Genomic DNA, 21007 nt, shown 5'->3' with positions numbered 1-21007 from the left:
GGCGCACCCTCCCCAAGGGGAGGCGCGACCTCGGCGCCCCCACGCCGTGGGGCGCGGCGCTCTGCACGTCGCGCGTGAGCCCCTGCCCGAGGCCAGGCCTCGGAGGCGCGGCGCCGCCGGACCTGGCCAGGGCCGCCTTCCCCGCCGGGTTTCTGGAGGCCCTCGGGGTAGGGCGGGTGCCCGCCGACGAGGTGGCGCCGAAGCCGCCCCTCGTCGGCGCGAACGTGATTCCAAAGGCCTAGCCATCAGGCTTTCTGGGAGGGGCAGGCAGAAGGACCGGATGGTCGGCCGCCGCCGTTGCACCGAGTTCTTCCGCGCCGGGCGAGGGGGCCGGCGCCAGCATGGCCGTTGGCCGCGAGAGACGCCCCATGGGGCCGGTCGGCTGACGGCCGGACGGATGAAATGCAGGCCAAGCGCAACGGCTTTTCGCTGAAGCTGCCAGATAAGGCGCGACTGTTGCGGCAAGCCCTTCAGCGTTGCGTTGAGATTTTCAATCAACCTCGCTTATGGGTCGCATCACCAGAATGCCCAACCAGGGAATAGCTATCTCGTTCATTTGATAAAATATGTCAGGATGCTGTGCAACGGCGCGCGCCAGCTGAGTAATACCAGGCATCGCAATGGGTACGAGCTACTTCAATTTCGGGTAGACTTCCCCTGAAGGGGGTACACCCACCCAGCTAATTGGGAGGGCAAGGCTCCTTTTCCATTAGCTTGGCTCACTTCTCAGCAGGCATACCAGAAGTCGACAATCTGTAGGCCTTTGTCGCCCTTGCCCAAGGAGTCACCCGCTTCTCGAACTCGGCACGCTGTGTATTGGTTGCATAATCGGGTGGAACGTACTTATCGTCCCTACCGAGATGTACTCAGGGATGCTCCTTGGTGGCACGATTATTTGAACCTATCCTCTTCCGGTTTTCTCGTTAAAGCTCTGCGGATGGCATTACGGCTGTGTCGCCTGAGTTCTCACGATCGGGTCACCGGTCGGATGGATGCAGTAAAAAACATGTATGAGACGATAAGACCGTACGGGGACAAACCCGACTCGATCAAAGTGCTGGTACATACCTTTGCCGCAGCGAGTCGCACCCCAGAGTACGTGGCCACGGCTTCGGCACTTACACCGTGGATAGACTATGGCCTGCGGCTTCTCATATTCTCGCTAATGAGCCGCATCAGACGCCCAGAAGAGGGCGGACGCCAAGTAGTTGGATTACCAGTCAGAACGACACTGCCCCAAAGCAGAGACCGTGGCGCGCTGGCTCAAGCTCGCCCCCTCGACCGTCAGGACACGGGTGAACGTGGCGCTCGACTCGATAGACTCGGTCGGGTACGAGCTCGCGATCGAGGGGGTATGGGAGCGGCGTTGACTAGTTGCGAAACGTGACCTCATTCTAGGTGACGCTTCGTAACCAGGGTCCGGGCAGCAGGTGAGCTGGCGGCTGCCAACGTTGCTACAATCGCACAAAGTGGGAATCGGAGGTAAGCATGATGCTCAGCTGGGACGGTACGTCCCCCTTGAATTCAACTGAGTGGGTCTGTGGGTACTGCGGTAGGGAGGTTGCTGGAGACGTCGGATACAAGCGCTCTGCAGGCTACGTCCAGGACAAGATCATATACATCTGCCCGCACTGCCAGAACCCTACGGCATTCGTCCGGGATGACGAGGGCGAGATTAACCAGTACCCTGGTGCAGCCGCGGGCAACAAACGTCGCTGGACTTCCGCCGGACGTCCAGGCGCTGTACGACGAGGCCAGGAGGTGCATACAGTACACGTCCTACACCTCGGCGGTGCTCACCCTCCGCAAGCTCCTGATGCACGTGGCCGTCGAGCAGGGGGCGGAGCCGAACAAGTCGTTCGCCACGTACGTCGGGCATCTGGACGAAAACCATTGGATTCCGCCGAACGGACGTGAGTGGGTCGACAAGCTCCGCAGCTACGGAAACGAGGCAACCCATGAAATTAAGGTGATGTCCGAGGAGGAAGCGGTCCAGCTCCTCGACTTCGCGGAGATGCTCCTGAAGTTCGTCTACGAGTTCCCCTCCAAGCTCTCCTGACGCAAGCAGCTGTCCCGAACCCCGTGATGCCCTCTCGCCAGGCGAGAGGGCATCACGGGGTGTGTAATCCATGTAATGGCCTTCTGAAGGTCGTTGGATTACCAGTCAGAACGGCACTGCTCTAAAACGAAATATCCGGACGCAGATCCTCCTTGGAGATTGGATTACCAGTCAACGACGTGACCTTCGACGTCGTCGACGTCGTTTCGCCAAAGTAATAGCGACGCCCGGTGCCTCGGTTCCTAACCGGGGTCGCTGCGTCGCTGCGCAGAATATACCACATCGAGATGAGTTCTGACTGGGGCGTGGCAGGACCAGCAGACGCGCGTGCCCGGACCTTCCAGGAGTTGATTTTTAAGCTCATCCGTACGCCCTCCCGCCTTTCCCGGACTCATCCGCACGCGTGCGGATGAGTCCGGGAATCCCTTCCCATAGGGGCCGGCGGGCATGTCCGGCCCTCCAGGGAAAGGAGCCTGCCATGACCAAGGGCAAACCGAGCGGATACCGCCGGCTGGACAGGGCCGAGAGGGCGGCGATCGAGAAGGGGCTCGACGCGAGGAAGTCGGCCCGGGGCCTCGCCGGCGACCTCGGGAGGTCGGCCTCGTCCCTGTGCGACGAGGTGAGGCGCAACAGGGTGGTGGCCAAGGGTCCCGGCAGGGGCGAGCGCGTGGGCGTCGTGCCCGAGGACGCGTGCCCCAAGCTCCTCACCTGGCCCTACGTGTGCAACGGGTGCAGGTACCGGCGCTACCACTGCTCGAGGAGGTGGAGGTGCGAGTACTCGGCCGCGAGGGCCCAGGCGCTCGCCGACACCCTGCTCTCGCAGTCCCGGATGGGCGTCGACCGCGACGAGGGCCAGTTCGAATACATGATGGGGGTCATCAGGTCGGACATCGCCCGCGGCCTGTCCCCCGCGCAGATAGCCGACGCCCGCTCCGCCGAGTTCAGGGTGTCCCAGTCGACGGTGTACCGCTGGATAGAGCGGGGGTACGGCGGGATGAGCAACCTGGACCTCAGGCGCAAGTGCGGCTACAAGAAGCGCAAGCACACCGCAGGCCCCAGGCAGACGGCGCACGGGCCGGAGCGGAGCTTCGCCGCCTTCATGGAGCTCGGCGACGAGCGGCGGGGCGGCGCCTGCGAGATGGACACCGTGATAGGCAGAGCGAGAGACGAGCAGTGCATTCTCACCCTCTGCCTGCGACCCCGCAAGCCTCAGCTGGCGATCCTCCCGCCCGAGAAGTCGTCGGGCGCGGTAGCGGCCGCGCCCGACTCGCTCGAGGGGGCGGTCGGGGAGCGGGCGTTCGGGCGGACGCTCGGGACGATTCTGACCGACAACGGCACGGAGTTCGCGGACGCCGAGGCGATCGAGCGGTCGGCCCTGCCGGGGAAGGCCGCCCGGACAAGGGCCTGCTACTGCGACGTCCGGCAGTCCCAGCAGAGGGGCGGGCGCGAGAGGAGCCACGCGGAGCTGCGCAAGCTCCTGCCAAAGCGCAGGGGGATCAGCTTCGACGACCTGACCGCGCGGGACCTCTCTGTCGTGATGTCGCAGCTCAACTCCGAGCCGGGGCCCTCCCTTGCGTACCTGACCCCCGCGTCGATGCTGCTCTCCGCCTACGGGGACGACGGGCGGGCCCTGCTCGACGCGCTCGGGATCGAGGCCCTGCCCTATGGGTCCCTGCTCCTCGGCGTCGAGGCGATAAACCGCGCCAGGGGGCGGAGGGGCGAGGACACCCTGACCTAGCCCCGGGACAGGGAAGGCCGCAGCCGAAACCCGTTCGGATAAGTTCGCGAGCGCGCCGAGCGGGCCGCGGCGCCGTGCGTCTCGGACTCAGCCGGACGCCCCGACGGGCGGTCGCCACCTGCCGACGTGCCCGGAACGAGACGGCCGGACCGGGCGCTCGCCGTCCGGCTAGCTGCGAGAGTGCGAGGTCGGGGCAGCCTGTTCGGATGACTATGAAAATCAACCCGGACCTTCCAGGTCGAGAAACCTAGCCCCAATACGGCTCCTCTTACAATCCACGCGCCCCGTACGGGGCGCGACGAGATAACGAGCGGGGACGACTACAAGGCGAGCAAGTTTCAATCCACGCGCCCCGTGGCGCTTCTGTGCCGGCTTCCGCACGGGTTTCAATCCACGCGCCCCGTGCGGGGCGCGACGTCGCGGAGAGTACCTGCACGAGCACATGGACCGTTTCAATCCACGCGCCCCGTGCGGGGCGCGACTTCTTCGCCAGGGAGTTGGCAATCTTGGAGTGCATGTTTCAATCCACGCGCCCCGTGCGGGGCGCGACTTGCGGTATCAAAACTTGTATCATCCAAGTCGGGGTTTCAATCCACGCGCCCCGTGCGGGGCGCGACGGGCCTGGTCGACGCGACCAAGCACAAGCGCTAGGTTTCAATCCACGCGCCCCGTGCGGGGCGCGACCGGTTGGGTTGTGGGTGGTTAGTGAGTGACTACTGTTTCAATCCACGCGCCCCGTGCGGGGCGCGACGATTTGAACTTGTGACCTCTTCCGTGTCAGGGAGTTTCAATCCACGCGCCCCGTGCGGGGCGCGACGGATATCAAGTGACGTGGGTACCGGGCGGGTATCGTTTCAATCCACGCGCCCCGTGCGGGGCGCGACCGCGTCACCCTGGGCCATCTTGGTGATATTGGCGTTTCAATCCACGCGCCCCGTGCGGGGCGCGACTGGACGTGGCCAACGGCGACGTGCGCGACGGCGCGTTTCAATCCACGCGCCCCGTGCGGGGCGCGACGTCAACCTCAGGGACGAGATTGACGGGCTGATCAAGTTTCAATCCACGCGCCCCGTGCGGGGCGCGACAAAGGCGTATCTCTATCGTCGCGGGGCAGTGACAAGTTTCAATCCACGCGCCCCGTGCGGGGCGCGACGATGCATGCGCAGAGTCGTGGACGTGGGCCGACCAGTTTCAATCCACGCGCCCCGTGCGGGGCGCGACTACCCGCGCCTGACGAGCGACGCGACCGCGAGGTTGTTTCAATCCACGCGCCCCGTGCGGGGCGCGACTTAATGCTTGACCAGATAAGACGAGAGTGCAAGGTTTCAATCCACGCGCCCCGTGCGGGGCGCGACGATTAATCGCAACGATGTTTTCGAGTATGCTCATGTTTCAATCCACGCGCCCCGTGCGGGGCGCGACGGGAATCGTCGGCGTGTAGCTGGTCCATCCCCAGTTTCAATCCACGCGCCCCGTGCGGGGCGCGACGCGAGCTTCCGCGAGCAGGCCCTGGCGGAGCGCGAGTTTCAATCCACGCGCCCCGTGCGGGGCGCGACGCCGCCACGTCGAGGCAGAGGCACCCGCTGCCCCTGTTTCAATCCACGCGCCCCGTGCGGGGCGCGACGTAGCTTTCCGAGTTCGAGCGGGAGTTCCTCCGGGTTTCAATCCACGCGCCCCGTGCGGGGCGCGACACGGCACCGAGCGCGGCCTGCATGGCCGTGCTCTTGTTTCAATCCACGCGCCCCGTGCGGGGCGCGACGCGTGGAGGACCTCTCGCGCATACTCGGGCACTCGTTTCAATCCACGCGCCCCGTGCGGGGCGCGACGGAGCGACGAGTCGGAGACGCCGACCTCCCACGAGTTTCAATCCACGCGCCCCGTGCGGGGCGCGACGGTAAGTCGCCGCCCCGGGGGGCGTCCGAAATCGCACGTTTCAATCCACGCGCCCCGTGCGGGGCGCGACATCGGGCGGGTGATGTCGCGGAGGTCGATGGCGCCGTTTCAATCCACGCGCCCCGTGCGGGGCGCGACAGGTACAAGAGCAGAGCCTTCCTCTTCCCGGACGAAGTTTCAATCCACGCGCCCCGTGCGGGGCGCGACGAACCCGTTCTACGGGTCGAACGTCTGCATCACCGGTTTCAATCCACGCGCCCCGTGCGGGGCGCGACGACGCCAAAGGTACCAGCCCAAGCATCTGAGGTAATCCGTTTCAATCCACGCGCCCCGTGCGGGGCGCGACGCCGAGGGCAAGGACGGTCGCCCCGTGGCCGTGGTTTCAATCCACGCGCCCCGTGCGGGGCGCGACCCGCGCTCTTTGTGCTGGTCTAAGGAGGGAAAGCCATGTTTCAATCCACGCGCCCCGTGCGGGGCGCGACCTCCTTGCAGCTGGCGAACAGCTCGGGCCAGCCGTTTCAATCCACGCGCCCCCGTGCGGGGCGCGACACGGGCGGGCGACCGCGCGACTCCTTTCCCGCGCGGTTTCAATCCACGCGCCCCGTGCGGGGCGCGACGGGGCAGAGGACCGCCCTCCCACCGTTCGTCTGGTTTCAATCCACGCGCCCCGTGCGGGGCGCGACCGGGCGGCGTAGGACTGGGCGCGCACGCCCTCCCTGTTTCAATCCACGCGCCCCGTGCGGGGCGCGACATCGGCGTAGGTTATGCATACGCCGACTTGGGCAAGTTTCAATCCACGCGCCCCGTGCGGGGCGCGACCCCGGGGCGGCGACTTACCTTGCAACCCCGCGATTGTTTCAATCCACGCGCCCCGTGCGGGGCGCGACGGCACCGACGGCACGGGCGGGGTCCGGCGCCTCCTGTTTCAATCCACGCGCCCCGTGCGGGGCGCGACTGTCAATTCATGCGCAGCCATGAATTATCTGCAAGCATACATTCCATTCTCAAGGAACGCCACCCACATGCTGCATTTTCAAGACGATCAATCACGCGTATTGAAGACAGAAATGGCGCGAACCTCCCAGAGTTACCCCGGCACTACAGGTTCGCGCAGGCTATCGGATGGCTATATGCATAAAAGCCCTTCAGGGTTGTACGTTTCCTTGGCACCAAGATGCTCCACGCGGCTTTCCCAGCGTTTGCCAAGGTTGTAAAACCGCAAGCTATCCCTCTCCTTGTCGATTAGTCCAAATAGCTCATGCTTCATGCTCTCGTATTGCGCGGGATCCACGAGGCACTCAAAGACGGAATACTGCACCCTCTGCCCATATTGCGTACATACCTTTGCCACCCGGCGCAGCCGCGCAGAACCACCCGCATCGCTACTCGCCACGTCATACGTCACGAGAACATACATCGCTACCTCCAGAGAAAGGCCGGGTAGTCATCAAGATCACCACGCAAGAAGCGCGCGAACAATTGTGCTTGCACGAACGGTACAAGACCAAGGGGCATTTTCTCTTTCAAGAACGGGTGGACAATCTGCTCCTGCTTCCTTTGCTGCCACCAGCCAATCACTTTTTTCCGAGATCCATCTCGCAGGAGAAATCCTTGAGAGGATCCCTGGAAGTCGCTCTCCGACAGCTGCCTTCTGTTGAAGAGAGAAAATGCGAAGCGGTCAACGATGGGCGCTCGAAGCTCCTCGATGAGGTCGAGTGCGAGGCTTGCCCGACCTGGCCGACACGCATGCAGATACCCCATTTGTGAATCCAGCCCAACAGACTCGCAGGCAGAAATGAGCTCCCTGGCTAGCAGCGTGTAAAGAAATGAGAGCAGGGCATTGACCGGATCTTCCGGAGGACGCTTAGTGCGACCCCGGAAGTCCATGTCCTTGTTGCGCAGCGCCCCTCCCAGCACCGAGAAGTAAGCGTGGGCAGCATTTCCCTCCACACCCCTCAGCTCATCAAGGCTATTGCAAAGCGCGACATTCCTCTTGCTCTCCGCCAACTCATCGATGACCGCAGGGGCGTTCCCCTCCTTCATGTCGGGGTAGTCCCTCAAATAGTGCTGCAGGACGAGCCTCCCGTTATGCACCTTAGCCGTAACAAACCGCCTTGCCACATCGAGACAGGCGCCCTCGTCCATCGAACGGCGGTACTGTTCGCGTCGCAAGAGGATATTTCCCGACGTAGGACCACACACGCGAGCCTGGAAACGCCCGGTCTCGTCAAGAATGACAACTGTTACGCCATGCAGAGCACATGCGCCAAGAACCGAGGTGCTGCATCCCACGTGACCAAACAGCACCACTCCGTCCAACAGATGAAATGGCACGCTCATCGCTTTCTCATCACCAAGATACACTGCCAGCGCGTCATCTTTCTTGCGGAGATAGGCATCGGGATTTGTGAGATAGAGGGTATTAAGAAGCCTCTTCATACCAATGCCTCCTCGCCGTTTTGTGCCCAGTAGTCATGCACGGTCAAGCTACCAACCTCAGGCAAACACTCATTTACGAGCGAGCAACGTCTGCACCTCGTCCCCATTTCAGCGCGAGGAGTAATAGACGACGAGAAGAGCTCATGCATGCGAGCGGCAAGGGTCTCCACCCTATCGCGAAGCTCTTGCGTAATGTCAACTCTTTCCCGTCTCCGCGTTTCGCCGTAGAAAAGGGTACCTTCCGCTATGGAAACGCCAAGCATCTCCTCGAGGCAGAGTGCCTGTGCTGTCACCTGCACGCAATCCCAGTCTTCCACCTTTGGCCTACCGACTTTGTACTCAACGGGACGCACGAGGAGGCCTGCGTCATCAGTGCTACGCTCGACGATGTCGGCGATACCGTAAATGCCCAACCTTCGGTTAACGAGGCGGACGCCGCGCTCAGCCTTTATGTCGTCCGAACAGGAATATCCTGCGGCGTCCACTCGCTCATGAAAGTAATCACCGCGCAACGTATCTGCGCTGTCCTCCCAAATCTGTTCCAGGTGGATGAGTGCCCACTGGCGTTCGCAGAAGGCGAGGTGTTGAAGGCCCGAAAGAGCCAGCAGCTCGTCATCCTGGTATATATCGCTAGGAGATCTCATCATCTCTCCCGAGCTTCCCTACTCCTGGGGTGGAATGTAATCGAAGCTTTTCACCGTCACTCCTGTGGGCAGGTTGTCCTCGTCGACCGAAATCATGTAATCGGAGAAGTGACGCCCCGGACGCGAGGGGTTCGCATCCGCCCTCTCTGCCTTCACGAGATCGAACAGTCGGTGCGCAGGGGCATTTCCGAGCCTGCTCTCGTGCCTGAACACGATCAGCCTTCGGGAGGTCATGAGTCCACGAGACGCACTGCGGTCGTTCTCGAACATATTCATAAGGGCTTCCCAGAGGAGGTTCAGGTCATCGTCGGAGAACCCGCTCTTCTCCGCAAGGGGAGCCGAGACGAAGCCCTCGAGACGATACAGGCCATAGGGCACGTACTCCTTGCGCCCCATGGTCTTTCCTTTGTCGGCATCCTTTGAGTTGGTAACTGCCATGCGAGTGATGCTCATCTCGGCAGGCATGATGGGTTCGACGGATCGGGAGAAGCAAAGCTGCACGGGACCCCTTACCTGACCGCAGTTGACTTCGGTGGTCATTACCGCACCGAAGGTGCGAATATCATAGAAGTTGTCACACATGAACTTTGTGACCTTGACTTGGTCTTCCAAGTTCTTTGGCAGTTTCTTGGACTCCTGCTTAATGTCATTATTGATGTATGCTTCTTTGTTGCGATCGTTAAGCACGGCACCGTTCTGCACATAGATGCGATAGCCCGCAGTACCCTCACGCGTAAGGTCAACATAGTTGCGGACCTTACGCTTGAGGCACACGTCGGAGACGATGCCTATGCCGGTCTCGGCGTCGATGCGAGGCATGTTACCTGCGTCTGGATCTCCGTTGGGGTTGCCGTTCTCCACGTCAAAGTAAAAGACGAAGTCATAACGATTCTTGATCTCTTCCATGCTAGTCAATCCTCTCCGTTACATCGACTTTTGCTGTCTTGTCGCCTTTCTCAGACTTCTTGTAAAGCGCCTCGCGTTGCTGATAGAAACCGATGTAGAACTCCCCCTGGTCATCGTATGACAGGGTTTTTGGGAATCCGCTATCGTCGACTTTGGAGATGACCCTCTGGACGAGGACATCTATACGGCTACCCCATGAACTCTTGCTGATGTGGTGCTGCGACAACTTCAAAAGCTGGGGAAACACCCGTGCTGGAGTAGTCGAAGCGGCGCCCATGTAGCGCTCGCGAATTCCCGCATTTATGTCGCCCACAGCGTCCACCTGCACCTTGTCCAGCAAGGCGAACAACCTGCCGAGGAGGTATCCTTGATTCTCATTCTCTTCATTAAGCGCCACGGTAAGTCTCCTTTCTGCGTCTTCCCTAACTACTTGGCCTGCATTGCGTGACTTTCTCAGGAGGTACGCTCGCAATATTGCCGCACGCCTCCCCATATCAAAGGTATTCCTGGAGCCATGGTCGGCCCTTGTGCGCAAGATAATTTCTTTTGCAAGAGAATCTGGGAATGCTGTCCCATCAAGCAGGGCCCTCACACAGGAAGTGATGAGCGACCTTGGCAGGTTCTTTGACTCAACCTGCACTGCAGCTTGTTCTAGGTATCTCTTGAGGGAACAAAGCCTTACCCCAACCATTTGGGTGTCACGAAGGAACAGTGAGACGTTGCGCTCAAGGTCACCGAAACTTCCGGTCTGATAAAAGCGGACAGCGAGACGTGCCTGATATGGAGCGATTCCCATCACGTGGTACTTTGTGTCCGCCGGAACGTCTACGGGTGGAAGGCCATGGATCATCTGCTGCAGTGCCTCCTGGACGGCATCCCTCACCTCGACGTTTTCACCCCTACCAGAGATAATGGCGTTAGAGCCCCCGATGCCGTCGCTGTCGAAAATAAACGAAAGGCAGGCGTCAGCTATCGAGTCGCTCGAATTGGTCCAAAAGCAGACGTAGTCATCACCCAGACGCATATGGTGAGAATCATCCTTGAGAACGTAGTTCAAGGCGCCCCCTGCCTTCTCTGCCGCCTCCCGTGATATAGAACCCACCGTTGCGATCTTCTGTCCGTAGGAGCTAAAGGCGTCAGCATTGCAGGAAACCAGGGCAGCCCCGGCGCTCTGCGCACCAGCAAGACCGCTCACTTGAGGAAAGAGCTTCGCCCTTGGGGCAACCTTCCCCAACACGAGGCAAGTACACTGTTCCGACTCTTGCTCCGCTGCCTCCGCATAACGGTCCCAAGCCGCGACGATGGCGGTACGCTCGTGCAGGAGGCTCCCGTCAGGGAGGAAACGGAAGACCAGATTCGACTTAAGGTTGGGGTTTTCTTTCTCATTCGAGCCTGGCCGCACGTCCTCGCCCATGGCCTCCGCACACAGACGAGGGAGCATGCCCGCTCCATAATGCCTGAGCATGCTTAGGTAGGCCCGAGCGCCGTCGTCGTCGACTTCAGAGAGAACGTCTTTCGCAAGCTGCTCGTGCATCAAGCGGAGCTCCTCGCGAAACTTGTTCTTTCCGACGCCAAACACGTGCTGAGCGTCATCACAGAGAAATCCAGGCACAGGCTTCTGGCCCGACCTAGTGACATACGCCATCGGCACCACGAGCTTCGGAAGCTTTTGCCCTTCCGATGCAAGCGGCACGCATGAGACGATTGTCCCATCCCGATCAAGGGTCAGCTCGTACCCAACACTCGTGCGGCACCATCGTCTGGGGGGAATTGCATCTGGATCGGTCTGTCGCTTGAGGTCAAAGAGGTCGCAAAGGTCTCTGAGCATCATGCGACCACCGCCGTACGCGCCGCGGCAACATCGATTACTCCACGATGCATAACGGCCCTATAGAACTGGGGCATTGGATCCTGACCTGTTTTATAGGAGAGGTCGTAGAGCATATAGCCGAGGTCGTGGCTCGCTTCACCCTCATAGTAGGAAGGCGGTAGCTCATCTTCCTCCCCCACGGCTTCAACTTCCGCAGGAAACTCCCTGCAGCCCAGGTAGGGCTGGTTAAAGCACTGTCCCAAACGTAGCCGCCTCAAGGCAATGTTGTAGTGCTTTGAGGCGGTGTCAGCCTCCCCCGCCCGTTCGGGCACCATTTCGAAGTGGGCATCCACGACGTAGTCAACATTCCTGAGGTAAAGGGTATTCCTTTGCTGGCGGTCCTCAACCACATTGACGCCAAGGGCCCCCGTACCAGACGCATAGGCCGCCTTCGCCGCTCTATACGAAACCTTTGACGCAACCTCATTACGACGGATTGTGTCAAAGGTTATGGGGTTAAGCACCTCAATGCGATCGATTACCCAACGGATGGCTGGCTTCCAATAGACCGCCTCCAAGATTCCCCTTGCGGCAGAGGGAGTGATCACGTCGTAGCTTGTTCTCTCAACGTGCATCTCTGGCCGTGTGAAACAGGCCCTCGGACCCTTTATCCGAACCCTTATGCCATATCCCATCTCGTGTTCCTCCTCCCTTCATTGCCAAAGAGCTAAACAATCAGTGCCGAAAGATCAACGGTTTCCGGATCAAGCAGCCCCCTCTCTTCGTCATAGACAGGATGACTCCCATCGCGCATTTCCAGGACCGAGATCGGGAAACCATCGATTCGCCGAATCTGCCCTGCCTCCTGGAGCTTCTTATAACTCCAGGGTGCGACATTAATTGAGTGGCGCTGTATCTGGGGGAAGAAGTCGTATCCCCAGGCCTCATCGGACTCTATGCGCCCCAAAAGCCTCTCTCCCCCCTCACCCCATGGGACAAAAACGCCTATTTCCTCGTTGTCGATGAAACGATATCTCTCGGAAATCGTCTCGAAGGGATAGCTCCCATCAGAAAGGTATTTCTGCCAGTGGTCATCGACGATGCATCCGTAGATCGGCTTCCCATCAGCCCCATCAAGATTTCCGACCTGATGGCGCCTCTTGAAGTAGTAGGCAACGGACTGAGCGCCGAATGGTTCCCAGCCCTCAAGTGCGGCAACTTTGAGCGTCTCCCTTCCTAGGGCCTTCACCTTCGCAAGCCAACTACGCGAGGGCCTCTGCATGCTTGCAAAGTCCTTGCATTCGAACACGACGACACGGCCGCGCCTTCCAAGCGCTCCTTCGCGGTTGCACCTACCGGCAGCCTGCAATATCGAATCGATGCCGGTAAGCTCCCTGAGCACAAGTGGAAAGTCGACATCCACACCCGCCTCTATCAGCTGGGTGGACACGAGGCGGCAGGGTTCCCCCACCCTCAGCCTATGCCGCACCTCCTCAAGCACTTGCGTCCTGTGCTCTGGCACCATGAGTGCGCTCAGATGGAGCACGCTGTCGGCGCATCCCAACCTCTCCCTAAGCGCATCAAAGACCTGAGCTGCGGCCCGGCGTGAGCTGACGACACAGAGCGCCTGATTGGCGGACGCGATCTCGTCGGCAAGACAATCGATGTCAATCGCCCCTTCGCCGCCGGACTCCTCAGAAACATGGGAGATGTCGAATTCGACGCGTCCGCCGAAGAGCTCAGCATGGCGCGTACGCTCGTCAATAATCGATTTGACCTGCGATCTGAAGGGCATGCACTCCTCAAGCCCGGGCTGCGTGGCGGTGCAAATGACCACGCTCACGTTCGCGATGCACACCAAGGACTCAAGCATCGCAAGAGTCGACTTGAGCAGCTCATCAGGGAGGTTCTGCGCCTCATCCAATACGATGACGCTGTTGGCGATGTTATGCACCTTGCGCGAGCGCGTGGTCCTATTTGAAAAGAGCGACTCAAATAGTTGAACATTCGTGGTCACTATTACGGGCGCAGACCAATTTTGAACAAGCATGCGCTCTTTTAGGCCAACATCGTCCTGCTGTGCGCCGGCCGAATCCTTGCCCACCTCTGAAAAGCCGAAATCGTAGCTAGAGAAATGCTCGAGTACGTTTCCTCGGCCGAGCGCCTCCTTAAAGACTCGAGCGTTCTGTTCGACGATGCTCATGAAGGGTATCGCGTAGACGACGCGTGTCTGGTGGTTCTTTTTTGCATGTCTCAAGGCGAACTCAAGAGACGTAAGCGTCTTTCCGCTCCCCGTAGGCATGTCAAGCAAGAAGATGCCGGTGGGGCTATCCGCCAACTGGCATGCGCGCTCAAGCATCTCTGCACGAGCTGAGTTAACCGGAGTGTTTGGAGCACCCGAGAAGCGCTCGGATCGATAAGTTACGAGACGCTCAAGCAATTGTTCAACAGTACATTGCACTTCCCTGGCTGCTAGGCGGACTTCGTAGTTTTCCGGACTTCTCACACGCTCTGTATCAAGCCAGTCCGCATCCACGAGAGAGCTGAAGATAAGCCTTTCCATGGTGAACATATTGAACGTCGCGAGTTCTTCGCGTCTGCAATCGACTGGACGCCTCAATGGAAGCAGGGCCCTTCTCGTCGAAATATCCTCTGGTGGAAGCATCGTTTCATATGCCGCGAATTCGTCACGAAGGTCATCATCCGGGTGTGTCTCGCTGTCAAGCCGAATTCTTCCCTCGACTTCCGAATTGTTCTGCAGCCCGGTATGGTGTCCAGAAACTATAGGTACAAGGGGATTCCCCTCATTAATCTGGTTTTTCGGATACACCAAGCGAGCGAGACGGGCGCCCGCACTCGAGTGATCGAAGGCGGGGTACTTCCCCTCGAGACGCAGCTGAAACTCCGGATACGCCTTGCCCGCATCGTGGAGCGCACCGGCAGCTTCTGCCCAAGGGCCTGCATCGAACGGTTCGGCAAACTCTCCTGCCATACGGCTGACTTCGTGGAGATGATCCTCCAGCGTCTGCCAGTCGCTCTTGTCCGGCAGCAGACCTGAGTGTGCGTACTTCGTCATGCGACCCCCCCACTCATCAGTCTTTCGTTTCGTTGGCAATATTTTATTGTTCGTATTACTTGGGTGGGTATAGATAAAACGCGAGTGGATGAATTTTGCTGCCAAATGGAAAAGTCCCACGACAAACCAACATGCCGTGGGACTTTTTTGAAACCAGCACCCAGCCAATAAATACGTTTCAATCCACGTCGCAGCCAAGGGCAAGCAACGACAACACTACGTTTTGACTTTACCATCGAAGCACAACTCGGCTATTCGTCAAACAAATCCGAATGAGTTCCAGTCCGTGCCGCAACGAGTATGAGCGCGTCCCTATCAATGGAGTACACAAGCAACCAATCTGGCCGAACATGGCATTCTCGGAAGCCAATGTATCTACCTACAAGCGCATGGTCACGATATCGTTTTTCAAGCGTCTCTTCATTAGACAAGCTTTCAAGTACGGTCCGCAGCTCGCTCATATCTAAGCCACGTCTTTTTGCCCTCTTGTAGTCCTTTTTGAACTGCGACGTAAATACAAGCTTCAGCCACATCGCTCGTACCTACTCGTCCAGCGCGGAAAACATAGATGCAACGGAATCGTATGAGTCGGCCGACACCTTCCCATTCATGATGTCACGAGCCTCGACCATTGCCACCTCTGTTTCCGTGTTGTAGCGAGGCTGGCGTACGTCAAACGGCAGTCCGCCCTCCATGACTGACTTGCAGAGGAACACATTGATTGCCTCGGTAAGGGTCATGCCCAGGTCCGAGAAGATGGACTCAGCGTTAGTCTTCACCTGTGGATCTACACGCATGCTAATTGTGGCTGTCTTGGCCATGTTTTAATCCTCTCTTATGTATTGTATTGTGTTGTTAATGTAACACATTTGTACCAAGAGAACTTGAGTGAACAATCTGCGTCTCATGAAGTCACGCCTGAGAGAAGTCATTCGATTTGGACTTTGCTCAGACAAGAGTCAAGACCCTTACTCGCCATTGACGCAGTTAGCTCTGAAGACGGAGAGCCGACATAAATTCTTATGAATCAACTCAATCTCATACCATCGTCTCCCCCACAAAAAAGCGCGGCCCCCGGGAGCCGCGTCGTACGTTCTGCCTTATAGTCTCGCCTTACTCGCGGAACGCGATCTCTCCCGTCTCGGAGTCCATGGACTCCACGATGGCCAACGAGTCGACGCGGTACCCGCGCTTGCGCAGGCTGTCGCCACCCGGCTGAAAGCCCTTCTCCACCGCGATGCCAATGCCCTCCACAGTGGCGCCCGCGGCCTCGCATATCTCTACCAGGCCGTCCATGGCGCAGCCGTTGGCCATGAAGTCGTCGATGATCAGCACGTGGTCGTCCGGGCCCAGGAACTTGGCAGAGACGATCACGTCGTACTCGCGCTTGTGGGTGAAGCTGGTGATGCGCGTGGAGTACACGGTGCCGTCCAGGTTCACGCTCTGGCTCTTCTTGGCGAAGACCACGGGCACGCCAAACTCCTCGGCCACGATGGCAGCGATGGCGATGCCGCTCGCCTCGATGGTGAGAACCTTGTTTATGGGCGCGCCGTCGAAGTCGTGCCTCCACTGGCGCGCCATCTGACGGAAGAGGCCAATGTCCATCTGGTGGTTCAGGAACGAGTCGACCTTGAGCACCTGGTCGCTCTTCACAACGCCGTCCGCCTTGATGCGCTCTTCCAGCAGCTTCACCTGCGACCCCCCGCTGCTCGCGAATAGATTTGCAACAGGATACGACATCGCGCACGATGGCGGGCCATCCGGCGCCCAAGCCGACACAAAGCGTCCCAAAGGAGGCGGCACACAGCTTCACGCAACTATTGACCGACTTTGCTCATGACTTCGCATGGCGTCGCAAATCTAGTCGCCGTCTTGCATGTTCGAGAAAATGCATGCAGGTCATTTAGAGACTTTTTTGATGCTTTACCATCTTTCGTGAAAGGCCGTAGCGCCACTCTCACCTGGTAATACACAAATCACGTAACAATCTTGAAATATGTACGGAAACATGTTACAACGAACTTGGTCAGCGGTTGGCTCGCTAGCGGGGAAAGGTGGGTTGCCATGTCGGTCACTGGTGCTCTGGTCTTCGACTCCCTGTTCACGGTCATCGCCGCGGTGCTGCTCACGGCGGTCGTCTCTGGCATCGACGCCATCTGCCACAGGAGGCAGAACCAGTCTGGGCCCGAGGCCAACCACAGCAAGCGCTGCGACAGCTCCGCACAGCGCATCCGCCCCCAGGGGCTATATCCCCTCTAGCGCGTCGCAGGCGCTTCCGCCCAAAAACCTCGCGAGGCCGGCACGATGACCTGGCCGCGCAGACGCCCCGTGGGTCCGGCTGGCCCACGGGGCGGTTTGTTGCGCAGAAAACTGCTCGAGACACTCGCGGCAAAGAACGAAGGCTTCTCTCTTTCGTCTGCCTACTGCCGGTAGTACTTCAGGAAGTCGTTGAGCTTCACCATGGCGTCCTCGAGCACCTCGATGCGCGGCAGGTAGACGATACGGAAGTAGCCCGGGGTCTCCCAGTTGAAGCCCTTGCCGTGCACGATCAGGACCTTCTTGTCTCGCAGCAGGTCGAGGGCGAAGCGCTCGTCGTCCTGGATGTTGAACTTCTTGGGATCGAGCCGGGGGAAGATGTAGAAGGCCGCCTTGGGCTTGACCACGCTGACGCCGTCCATGTCGCACAGCGCGTTGTACACGAACTCCCTCTGCTCGTAGATGCGCCCGCCCGGCACGATGTAGTCGTTCACGCTCTGGTGCCCCCACAGCGCCGTCTGCACGATGGACTGCGCCGGCACGTTGGAGCAGAGCCGCATGTTGGACAGCATGTTGATGCCCAGCATGTAGTCCTCCGCCATGTGCTTGTTGCCGCTCAGCACCATCCAGCCGATGCGGTAGCCCGCGATCATGTGGGACTTCGAGAGCCCGCTGAAGGTCACGCAGAAGAGGTCCGGCGCCAGCGAGGCGATGCTCACGTGCTCGCCGCCGTCCATGACCAGGCGGTCGTAAATCTCGTCCGAGAAGATGATCAACTGGTGCTCGCGGGCGATGTCGACGATCTCTTGCAGGACCTCGCGGGGGTACAGAGCGCCCGTGGGGTTGTTGGGGTTGATGATCACGATGGCCTTGGTGCGATCGGTGACCTTGGAGCGGATGTCGGCCATGTCGGGGTACCAGTCGCTCTGCTCGTCGCAGAGGTAGTGCACCACGGTGCCGCCGGCCAGCGTGGCGCAGGCCGTCCACAGGGGGTAGTCGGGGCTGGGAATCAGAATCTCGTCGCCGGAGTCGAGCAGCGCCGACATCGAGAGGTTGATCAGCTCGCTCACGCCGTTGCCGGTATAGATGTCGTCCACCGAGACGTTGGGCAGGCCCTTGATCTGCGAGTACTGCATGATGGCCTTGCGGGCCGCGAAGAGGCCACGCGACGCGGAGTAGCCCTCGCAGTCGGTGAGCTGGTGGCGCATGTCGTGGACGACCTCGTCGGGCGTCCTGAAGCCAAAGGGCGCCGGGTTGCCGATGTTGAGCTTGAGGACGTGGGTGCCGCTCTCCTCCATGCGGTTGGCCTCGTCGACCACGGGTCCGCGCACGTCGTAGAGGACGTTGTCAAGCTTGCTGGACTTCTTGAACTGGCGCATCTTGCTTCCCTTCGAAGGCTGCGCACCGGCAGCATGGCTGTGGTCGGTCTGGAGGCTGGAGGTCGCGGGGGACGACGTTGCCGCAGATGCCGCATACGACTCGTGCGTCGTGGATGCCTCTCGCGCCGCGGATGCGTTGGACGCCGCGGATGCGACCTCCGCCGTTTCGGGCCCGAAGGCCCCCGTAGCTCGTCCCTTGCCCCGCGCGAGCCAGTCGACGTCGACGCCGAGGAGCGACGCGAGCAGCGCCATGGAGGCCGAGCGCGGCAGGGTCTTGCCGCTCACGTACTGGCTCAGTTGGCTCTTGCCGAGCTTCTCTCCCCTGTCTTCCGCCGCGCGGATGAGGTCGACTTGCTTGAGCCCGCGCTCTGCCATCGCCTGCTCGAGGCGGGCTGAGAACGCCTGGACGTCGGTCTTTCCTGCCATGTCCCTCCTCTTGTTCAATTCTCTTGTCGTGTGAAGTTCAATTTAGGGGAGAGAATAGCACTCACACAACCGGAATAGTGGCTCAAGTTCAAAATAGTTTTGAACTCCTCGTGGCGCCTATGGATCGCCGGGGCGCGAGCGGACGCGTCGGCCGCACGCCGGCACCACTCGCGTGCGCGTTGAGCACCGGTCACGTAACGACGGCATTCCTGTCAGAATGCTGTCTTTCCTCCCCAGCAACTGGTCAAATGCAAGAATCGACAGCATTCTGTGAGATTTGCTGTCTTTCCAGCACGTGATGGGACGACCGATGTCAGCGTAAGCATCCGGCACGAAACTACGACAAACCCCACCCCGTGCCAGAATCGTCCTTGACCCCCACGTAACGTGAGGCCGTACGCTCGTGCCAAGGAGGTGCCACAGTGGAGAAGTACACGACAAAGCAGCTGGCGGAGCTCGCAGGCACGAGCGTACGGACGCTCCACTATTACGAGGAAGTAGACCTGCTGCACCCCAAACGCATGCCCAACGGCTACCGCAGCTATGGTCCCGCTGACGTGGAGCGCCTGAGGCAGATCCTCGCCATGCGGGCATGTCGCATGCCACTCGCCGAGATCAGGCAGTTGCTCGACGGCAGCGACACCGACGCGGTCGGACTCCTCGCACGGCACCTCGAGGAACTACGCGCGCAGGAACGCCAGGTCAAGGAGGCCATCGCGCGCACGAGGGCAGCCATGGAGCTGCTGGAGGGAGTGAGCAGGATGGGCACGAGGGAAGGCTTCGAGGAGCTCAAGCAGCGCCGGCTCGAGGAATTCGAGAGCAGCTACGGCGACGAGGCGCGCAGGCGCTATGGGACTGACGTCATCGACCAGACCAACGAGCGCCTGATGGGCCTCTCGCAGGAGGAGTGGAACGAGAAGGACCGGATTGAGAAGCGCATCATCGAGCTCCTGGCGGAGGCCAAGGCAGACGGTGACCCGCGAGGCCCCAAGGCTCAGGAGCTCTGCCTGCTCCACCAGCGCTGGATCAAGATCCACTGGGGAGAGGAGAGCTACAGCACAGAGGCGCACTGCGGACTGGCCAGGCTCTACCTCGCCGACCCGCGCTTCATCGACTACTACGACGGTGCAGCGGGGACGGGGGCGACGGAGTTCCTCGTCGCCGCACTCGAGGCCAACCTCTAGGCCTCACGGCGGCGCGCGAAGTGCCCTTGAGGCTATCTGCGTGCCAAAAAACTGCGCATTGGATTTCTTTCAGGCGAATGCGACCTGGGCAAACGTCCGTCATCTCCACAATTCGGAGCTACCGTGCGCAATTTTTTTCGCGTGACGCCACGAAGACCACGCGACGGACGTAGTCGACGCTTCCGAACGATATCCGCGGGCCCGACGCACCGCCGCTCCCGATGCACTCGCTGCGCCCGACGCACCGCCGCTCCCGATGCACCCGCAGCACAAAAGGGCTGCGACCCCAGACGGAGCCGCAGCCCTTCCCCATCCCAGCCGGCACGAGGGCCGACCAACCTGCGCTACTTGGCGGGCAGGACGTCCTGTCCGTAGGTGTCGGTGAGGTACTGCTTGAAGTCGTCGGAGGTGAGCACGGCGACCAGCTTCGCGATGCGCTCGTCGTCCTTCTTCTGGGGCCTGGTCACGATGTAGTTGGCGTACTGCTCGACGGCCTTGCTCTCCGCGGACTCGATGGCCACGGCGTCAGCCACGTGCAGGCCGGCCTCGATGGCGTAGTTGCCGTTGATGACGGCGAAATCCACGTCCTGGAGCTGACGCGCGACGGCGGCTGCCTCCACCTCGACGAACTTGAGGTTGTGGGGGTTCTGGGCCACGTCGAGAGGCGTCGCGTCGAGCTTCTCGGGGTCGCTCAACGTGAGCAGGCCCTCCTGCTGCAGGAGCAGGAACGCACGACCCTCATTGGTGGGGTCGTTGGGCACGGCGATGGAGGCGCCGTCGGCTATGGCCTTGAGGTCACTCGACTTGCCCGCGTACACGCCGAAGGGCTCGTAGTGGATGGCGGCGACGCCCACGAGGTCGGTGCCGTTCTGCTCGTTGTAGTTGTTGAGGTAGTTGATGTGCTGGAAGTAGTTGCAGTCCACCTCTCCGGAGCTCACCACCTGGTTGGGAATGATGTAGTCAGTGTACTCGCGCACGTCCAGCGTCAGGCCCTGCTCCGCCAGCTTGGGGGCGGCGAAGTCGGTCAGGATCTTGGCGTGAGGCGCGGGGGACGCGGCGACGGAGAGGGTCGAGGCGTCCGCGGCGGCGGAGCCGCTGCCAGGCTTGGAGCCGCAGGCGGCGAGGCCAGCGAGGGCAAGAGCGGCGGCGGAGGCAGAGACGAAGTTCCTACGAGTGATCATCGTTGTTCCTTCCCTT

At 60.4% G+C, this 21007-nt stretch carries 17 protein-coding genes and 1 CRISPR repeat array; of the genes, 5 read left to right on the top strand and 12 right to left on the bottom strand.

What is annotated here, in order from left to right:
- The 3 genes from HMPREF1008_RS10790 to HMPREF1008_RS04525 form a co-directional block, all read left to right on the top strand.
- On the top strand, positions 1-242 hold a 242-nt coding region (locus HMPREF1008_RS10790; RefSeq protein WP_009278663.1), incomplete at its 5' end, for a hypothetical protein.
- Between the two features lie 1448 nt (positions 243-1690).
- Entirely contained in the window at positions 1691-2059 is a 369-nt protein-coding gene (locus HMPREF1008_RS09850; RefSeq protein WP_050796618.1) for a DUF4145 domain-containing protein, read from the top strand.
- Positions 2060-2537: 478 nt separating this feature from the next.
- Complete coding sequence (locus HMPREF1008_RS04525; RefSeq protein WP_009278661.1) at positions 2538-3797, top strand: IS30 family transposase; 1260 nt, start codon at positions 2538-2540, stop codon at positions 3795-3797.
- A 383-nt stretch (positions 3798-4180) separates the two neighbouring features.
- Positions 4181-6645: a CRISPR direct-repeat array (repeat unit 33 nt; unit sequence GTTTCAATCCACGCGCCCCGTGCGGGGCGCGAC).
- Positions 6646-6816: 171 nt separating this feature from the next.
- Here HMPREF1008_RS04525 and cas2 read toward each other — a convergent pair.
- From cas2 to HMPREF1008_RS04480, 10 genes are all read right to left on the bottom strand, one after another.
- Positions 6817-7107: a CRISPR-associated endonuclease Cas2 gene (cas2, locus tag HMPREF1008_RS04520; RefSeq protein WP_009278659.1), complete on the bottom strand. Its 291-nt coding sequence runs from the start codon at positions 7105-7107 to the stop codon at positions 6817-6819.
- 2 nt (positions 7108-7109) lie between these two features.
- Positions 7110-8129 (bottom strand): type I-C CRISPR-associated endonuclease Cas1c, encoded by a 1020-nt coding sequence (gene cas1c, locus HMPREF1008_RS04515; RefSeq protein ID WP_009278658.1) that lies wholly within the window; start codon positions 8127-8129, stop codon positions 7110-7112.
- Positions 8126-8776, bottom strand: coding sequence for a CRISPR-associated protein Cas4 (gene cas4, locus HMPREF1008_RS04510; protein ID WP_232202831.1), 651 nt, complete (start codon positions 8774-8776; stop codon positions 8126-8128). Before cas4 ends, cas1c begins: the two co-directional genes overlap by 4 nt.
- A gap of 15 nt (positions 8777-8791) precedes the next feature.
- Positions 8792-9679, bottom strand: coding sequence for a type I-C CRISPR-associated protein Cas7/Csd2 (gene cas7c / locus HMPREF1008_RS04505; protein WP_009278656.1), 888 nt, complete (start codon positions 9677-9679; stop codon positions 8792-8794).
- A 1-nt stretch (position 9680) separates the two neighbouring features.
- Complete coding sequence (cas8c, locus tag HMPREF1008_RS04500; protein ID WP_009278655.1) at positions 9681-11510, bottom strand: type I-C CRISPR-associated protein Cas8c/Csd1; 1830 nt, start codon at positions 11508-11510, stop codon at positions 9681-9683.
- On the bottom strand, positions 11507-12184 hold the full coding sequence (gene cas5c, locus HMPREF1008_RS04495) for a type I-C CRISPR-associated protein Cas5c (RefSeq protein WP_009278654.1): 678 nt from the start codon (positions 12182-12184) through the stop codon (positions 11507-11509). Before cas5c ends, cas8c begins: the two co-directional genes overlap by 4 nt.
- A gap of 32 nt (positions 12185-12216) precedes the next feature.
- Positions 12217-14565 carry a CRISPR-associated helicase/endonuclease Cas3 gene (locus HMPREF1008_RS04490; RefSeq protein WP_083823482.1) on the bottom strand — a complete coding sequence of 783 codons (2349 nt, stop codon included), beginning with the start codon at positions 14563-14565 and terminating at the stop codon, positions 12217-12219.
- A gap of 251 nt (positions 14566-14816) precedes the next feature.
- The gene (locus HMPREF1008_RS10180; RefSeq protein ID WP_083823481.1) at positions 14817-15098 is read right to left on the bottom strand and encodes a type II toxin-antitoxin system YafQ family toxin; all 282 of its coding nucleotides are present in this window, start codon (positions 15096-15098) and stop codon (positions 14817-14819) included.
- Positions 15099-15107: 9 nt separating this feature from the next.
- A complete protein-coding gene (locus tag HMPREF1008_RS04485; protein WP_009278652.1) occupies positions 15108-15386 on the bottom strand; it encodes a type II toxin-antitoxin system RelB/DinJ family antitoxin in 279 nt (92 codons plus the stop codon).
- Between the two features lie 292 nt (positions 15387-15678).
- Positions 15679-16257 carry a xanthine phosphoribosyltransferase gene (locus tag HMPREF1008_RS04480; RefSeq protein WP_009278651.1) on the bottom strand — a complete coding sequence of 193 codons (579 nt, stop codon included), beginning with the start codon at positions 16255-16257 and terminating at the stop codon, positions 15679-15681.
- A gap of 372 nt (positions 16258-16629) precedes the next feature.
- On the opposite strand from HMPREF1008_RS04480, the gene HMPREF1008_RS04475 reads away from it, so the two are divergent.
- Positions 16630-16824 (top strand): hypothetical protein, encoded by a 195-nt coding sequence (locus tag HMPREF1008_RS04475; protein WP_009278650.1) that lies wholly within the window; start codon positions 16630-16632, stop codon positions 16822-16824.
- Between the two features lie 161 nt (positions 16825-16985).
- Here the strand turns inward: HMPREF1008_RS04475 and HMPREF1008_RS04470 are convergent, their stop codons facing one another.
- Positions 16986-18626, bottom strand: a complete 1641-nt coding sequence (locus HMPREF1008_RS04470) for an aminotransferase class I/II-fold pyridoxal phosphate-dependent enzyme (RefSeq protein ID WP_009278649.1) — start codon at positions 18624-18626, stop codon at positions 16986-16988.
- Between the two features lie 422 nt (positions 18627-19048).
- Here HMPREF1008_RS04470 and HMPREF1008_RS04465 point away from each other — a divergent pair, with 422 nt between their 5' ends.
- On the top strand, positions 19049-19810 hold the full coding sequence (locus HMPREF1008_RS04465) for a MerR family transcriptional regulator (protein WP_009278648.1): 762 nt from the start codon (positions 19049-19051) through the stop codon (positions 19808-19810).
- Positions 19811-20154: 344 nt separating this feature from the next.
- Here the strand turns inward: HMPREF1008_RS04465 and HMPREF1008_RS04460 are convergent, their stop codons facing one another.
- Entirely contained in the window at positions 20155-20991 is an 837-nt protein-coding gene (locus HMPREF1008_RS04460) for a MetQ/NlpA family ABC transporter substrate-binding protein (RefSeq protein WP_009278647.1), read from the bottom strand.
- Between the last annotated feature and the right edge of the window lie 16 nt (positions 20992-21007).

Origin of the sequence: Olsenella sp. oral taxon 809 str. F0356, from assembly GCF_000233535.1 — a bacterium.
In the GTDB taxonomy this organism is placed as follows: Bacteria; Actinomycetota; Coriobacteriia; order Coriobacteriales; family Atopobiaceae; genus Olsenella_I; species Olsenella_I phocaeensis.
The sequence above is the reverse complement of the archived record's forward strand: the minus strand, read 5'-3'. Positions and strand labels throughout refer to the sequence as shown.

Bases quoted from the DNA above. Each gene is read 5' to 3' on its own strand.
- HMPREF1008_RS04475 (WP_009278650.1), top strand. From the start codon at position 16,630: ATGTCGGTCACTGGTGCTCTGGTCTTCGACTCCCTGTTCACGGTCATC.
- HMPREF1008_RS10180 (WP_083823481.1), bottom strand. From the start codon at position 15,098: ATGTGGCTGAAGCTTGTATTTACGTCGCAGTTCAAAAAGGACTACAAG.
- cas7c (WP_009278656.1), bottom strand. From the start codon at position 9,679: ATGGAAGAGATCAAGAATCGTTATGACTTCGTCTTTTACTTTGACGTG.
- HMPREF1008_RS04460 (WP_009278647.1), bottom strand. From the start codon at position 20,991: ATGATCACTCGTAGGAACTTCGTCTCTGCCTCCGCCGCCGCTCTTGCC.
- cas2 (WP_009278659.1), bottom strand. From the start codon at position 7,107: ATGTATGTTCTCGTGACGTATGACGTGGCGAGTAGCGATGCGGGTGGT.
- cas5c (WP_009278654.1), bottom strand. From the start codon at position 12,184: ATGGGATATGGCATAAGGGTTCGGATAAAGGGTCCGAGGGCCTGTTTC.
- cas8c (WP_009278655.1), bottom strand. From the start codon at position 11,510: ATGATGCTCAGAGACCTTTGCGACCTCTTTGACCTCAAGCGACAGACC.
- HMPREF1008_RS04525 (WP_009278661.1), top strand. From the start codon at position 2,538: ATGACCAAGGGCAAACCGAGCGGATACCGCCGGCTGGACAGGGCCGAG.
- HMPREF1008_RS04485 (WP_009278652.1), bottom strand. From the start codon at position 15,386: ATGGCCAAGACAGCCACAATTAGCATGCGTGTAGATCCACAGGTGAAG.
- HMPREF1008_RS04470 (WP_009278649.1), bottom strand. From the start codon at position 18,626: ATGGCAGGAAAGACCGACGTCCAGGCGTTCTCAGCCCGCCTCGAGCAG.
- HMPREF1008_RS04490 (WP_083823482.1), bottom strand. From the start codon at position 14,565: ATGACGAAGTACGCACACTCAGGTCTGCTGCCGGACAAGAGCGACTGG.
- cas4 (WP_232202831.1), bottom strand. From the start codon at position 8,776: ATGATGAGATCTCCTAGCGATATATACCAGGATGACGAGCTGCTGGCT.
- cas1c (WP_009278658.1), bottom strand. From the start codon at position 8,129: ATGAAGAGGCTTCTTAATACCCTCTATCTCACAAATCCCGATGCCTAT.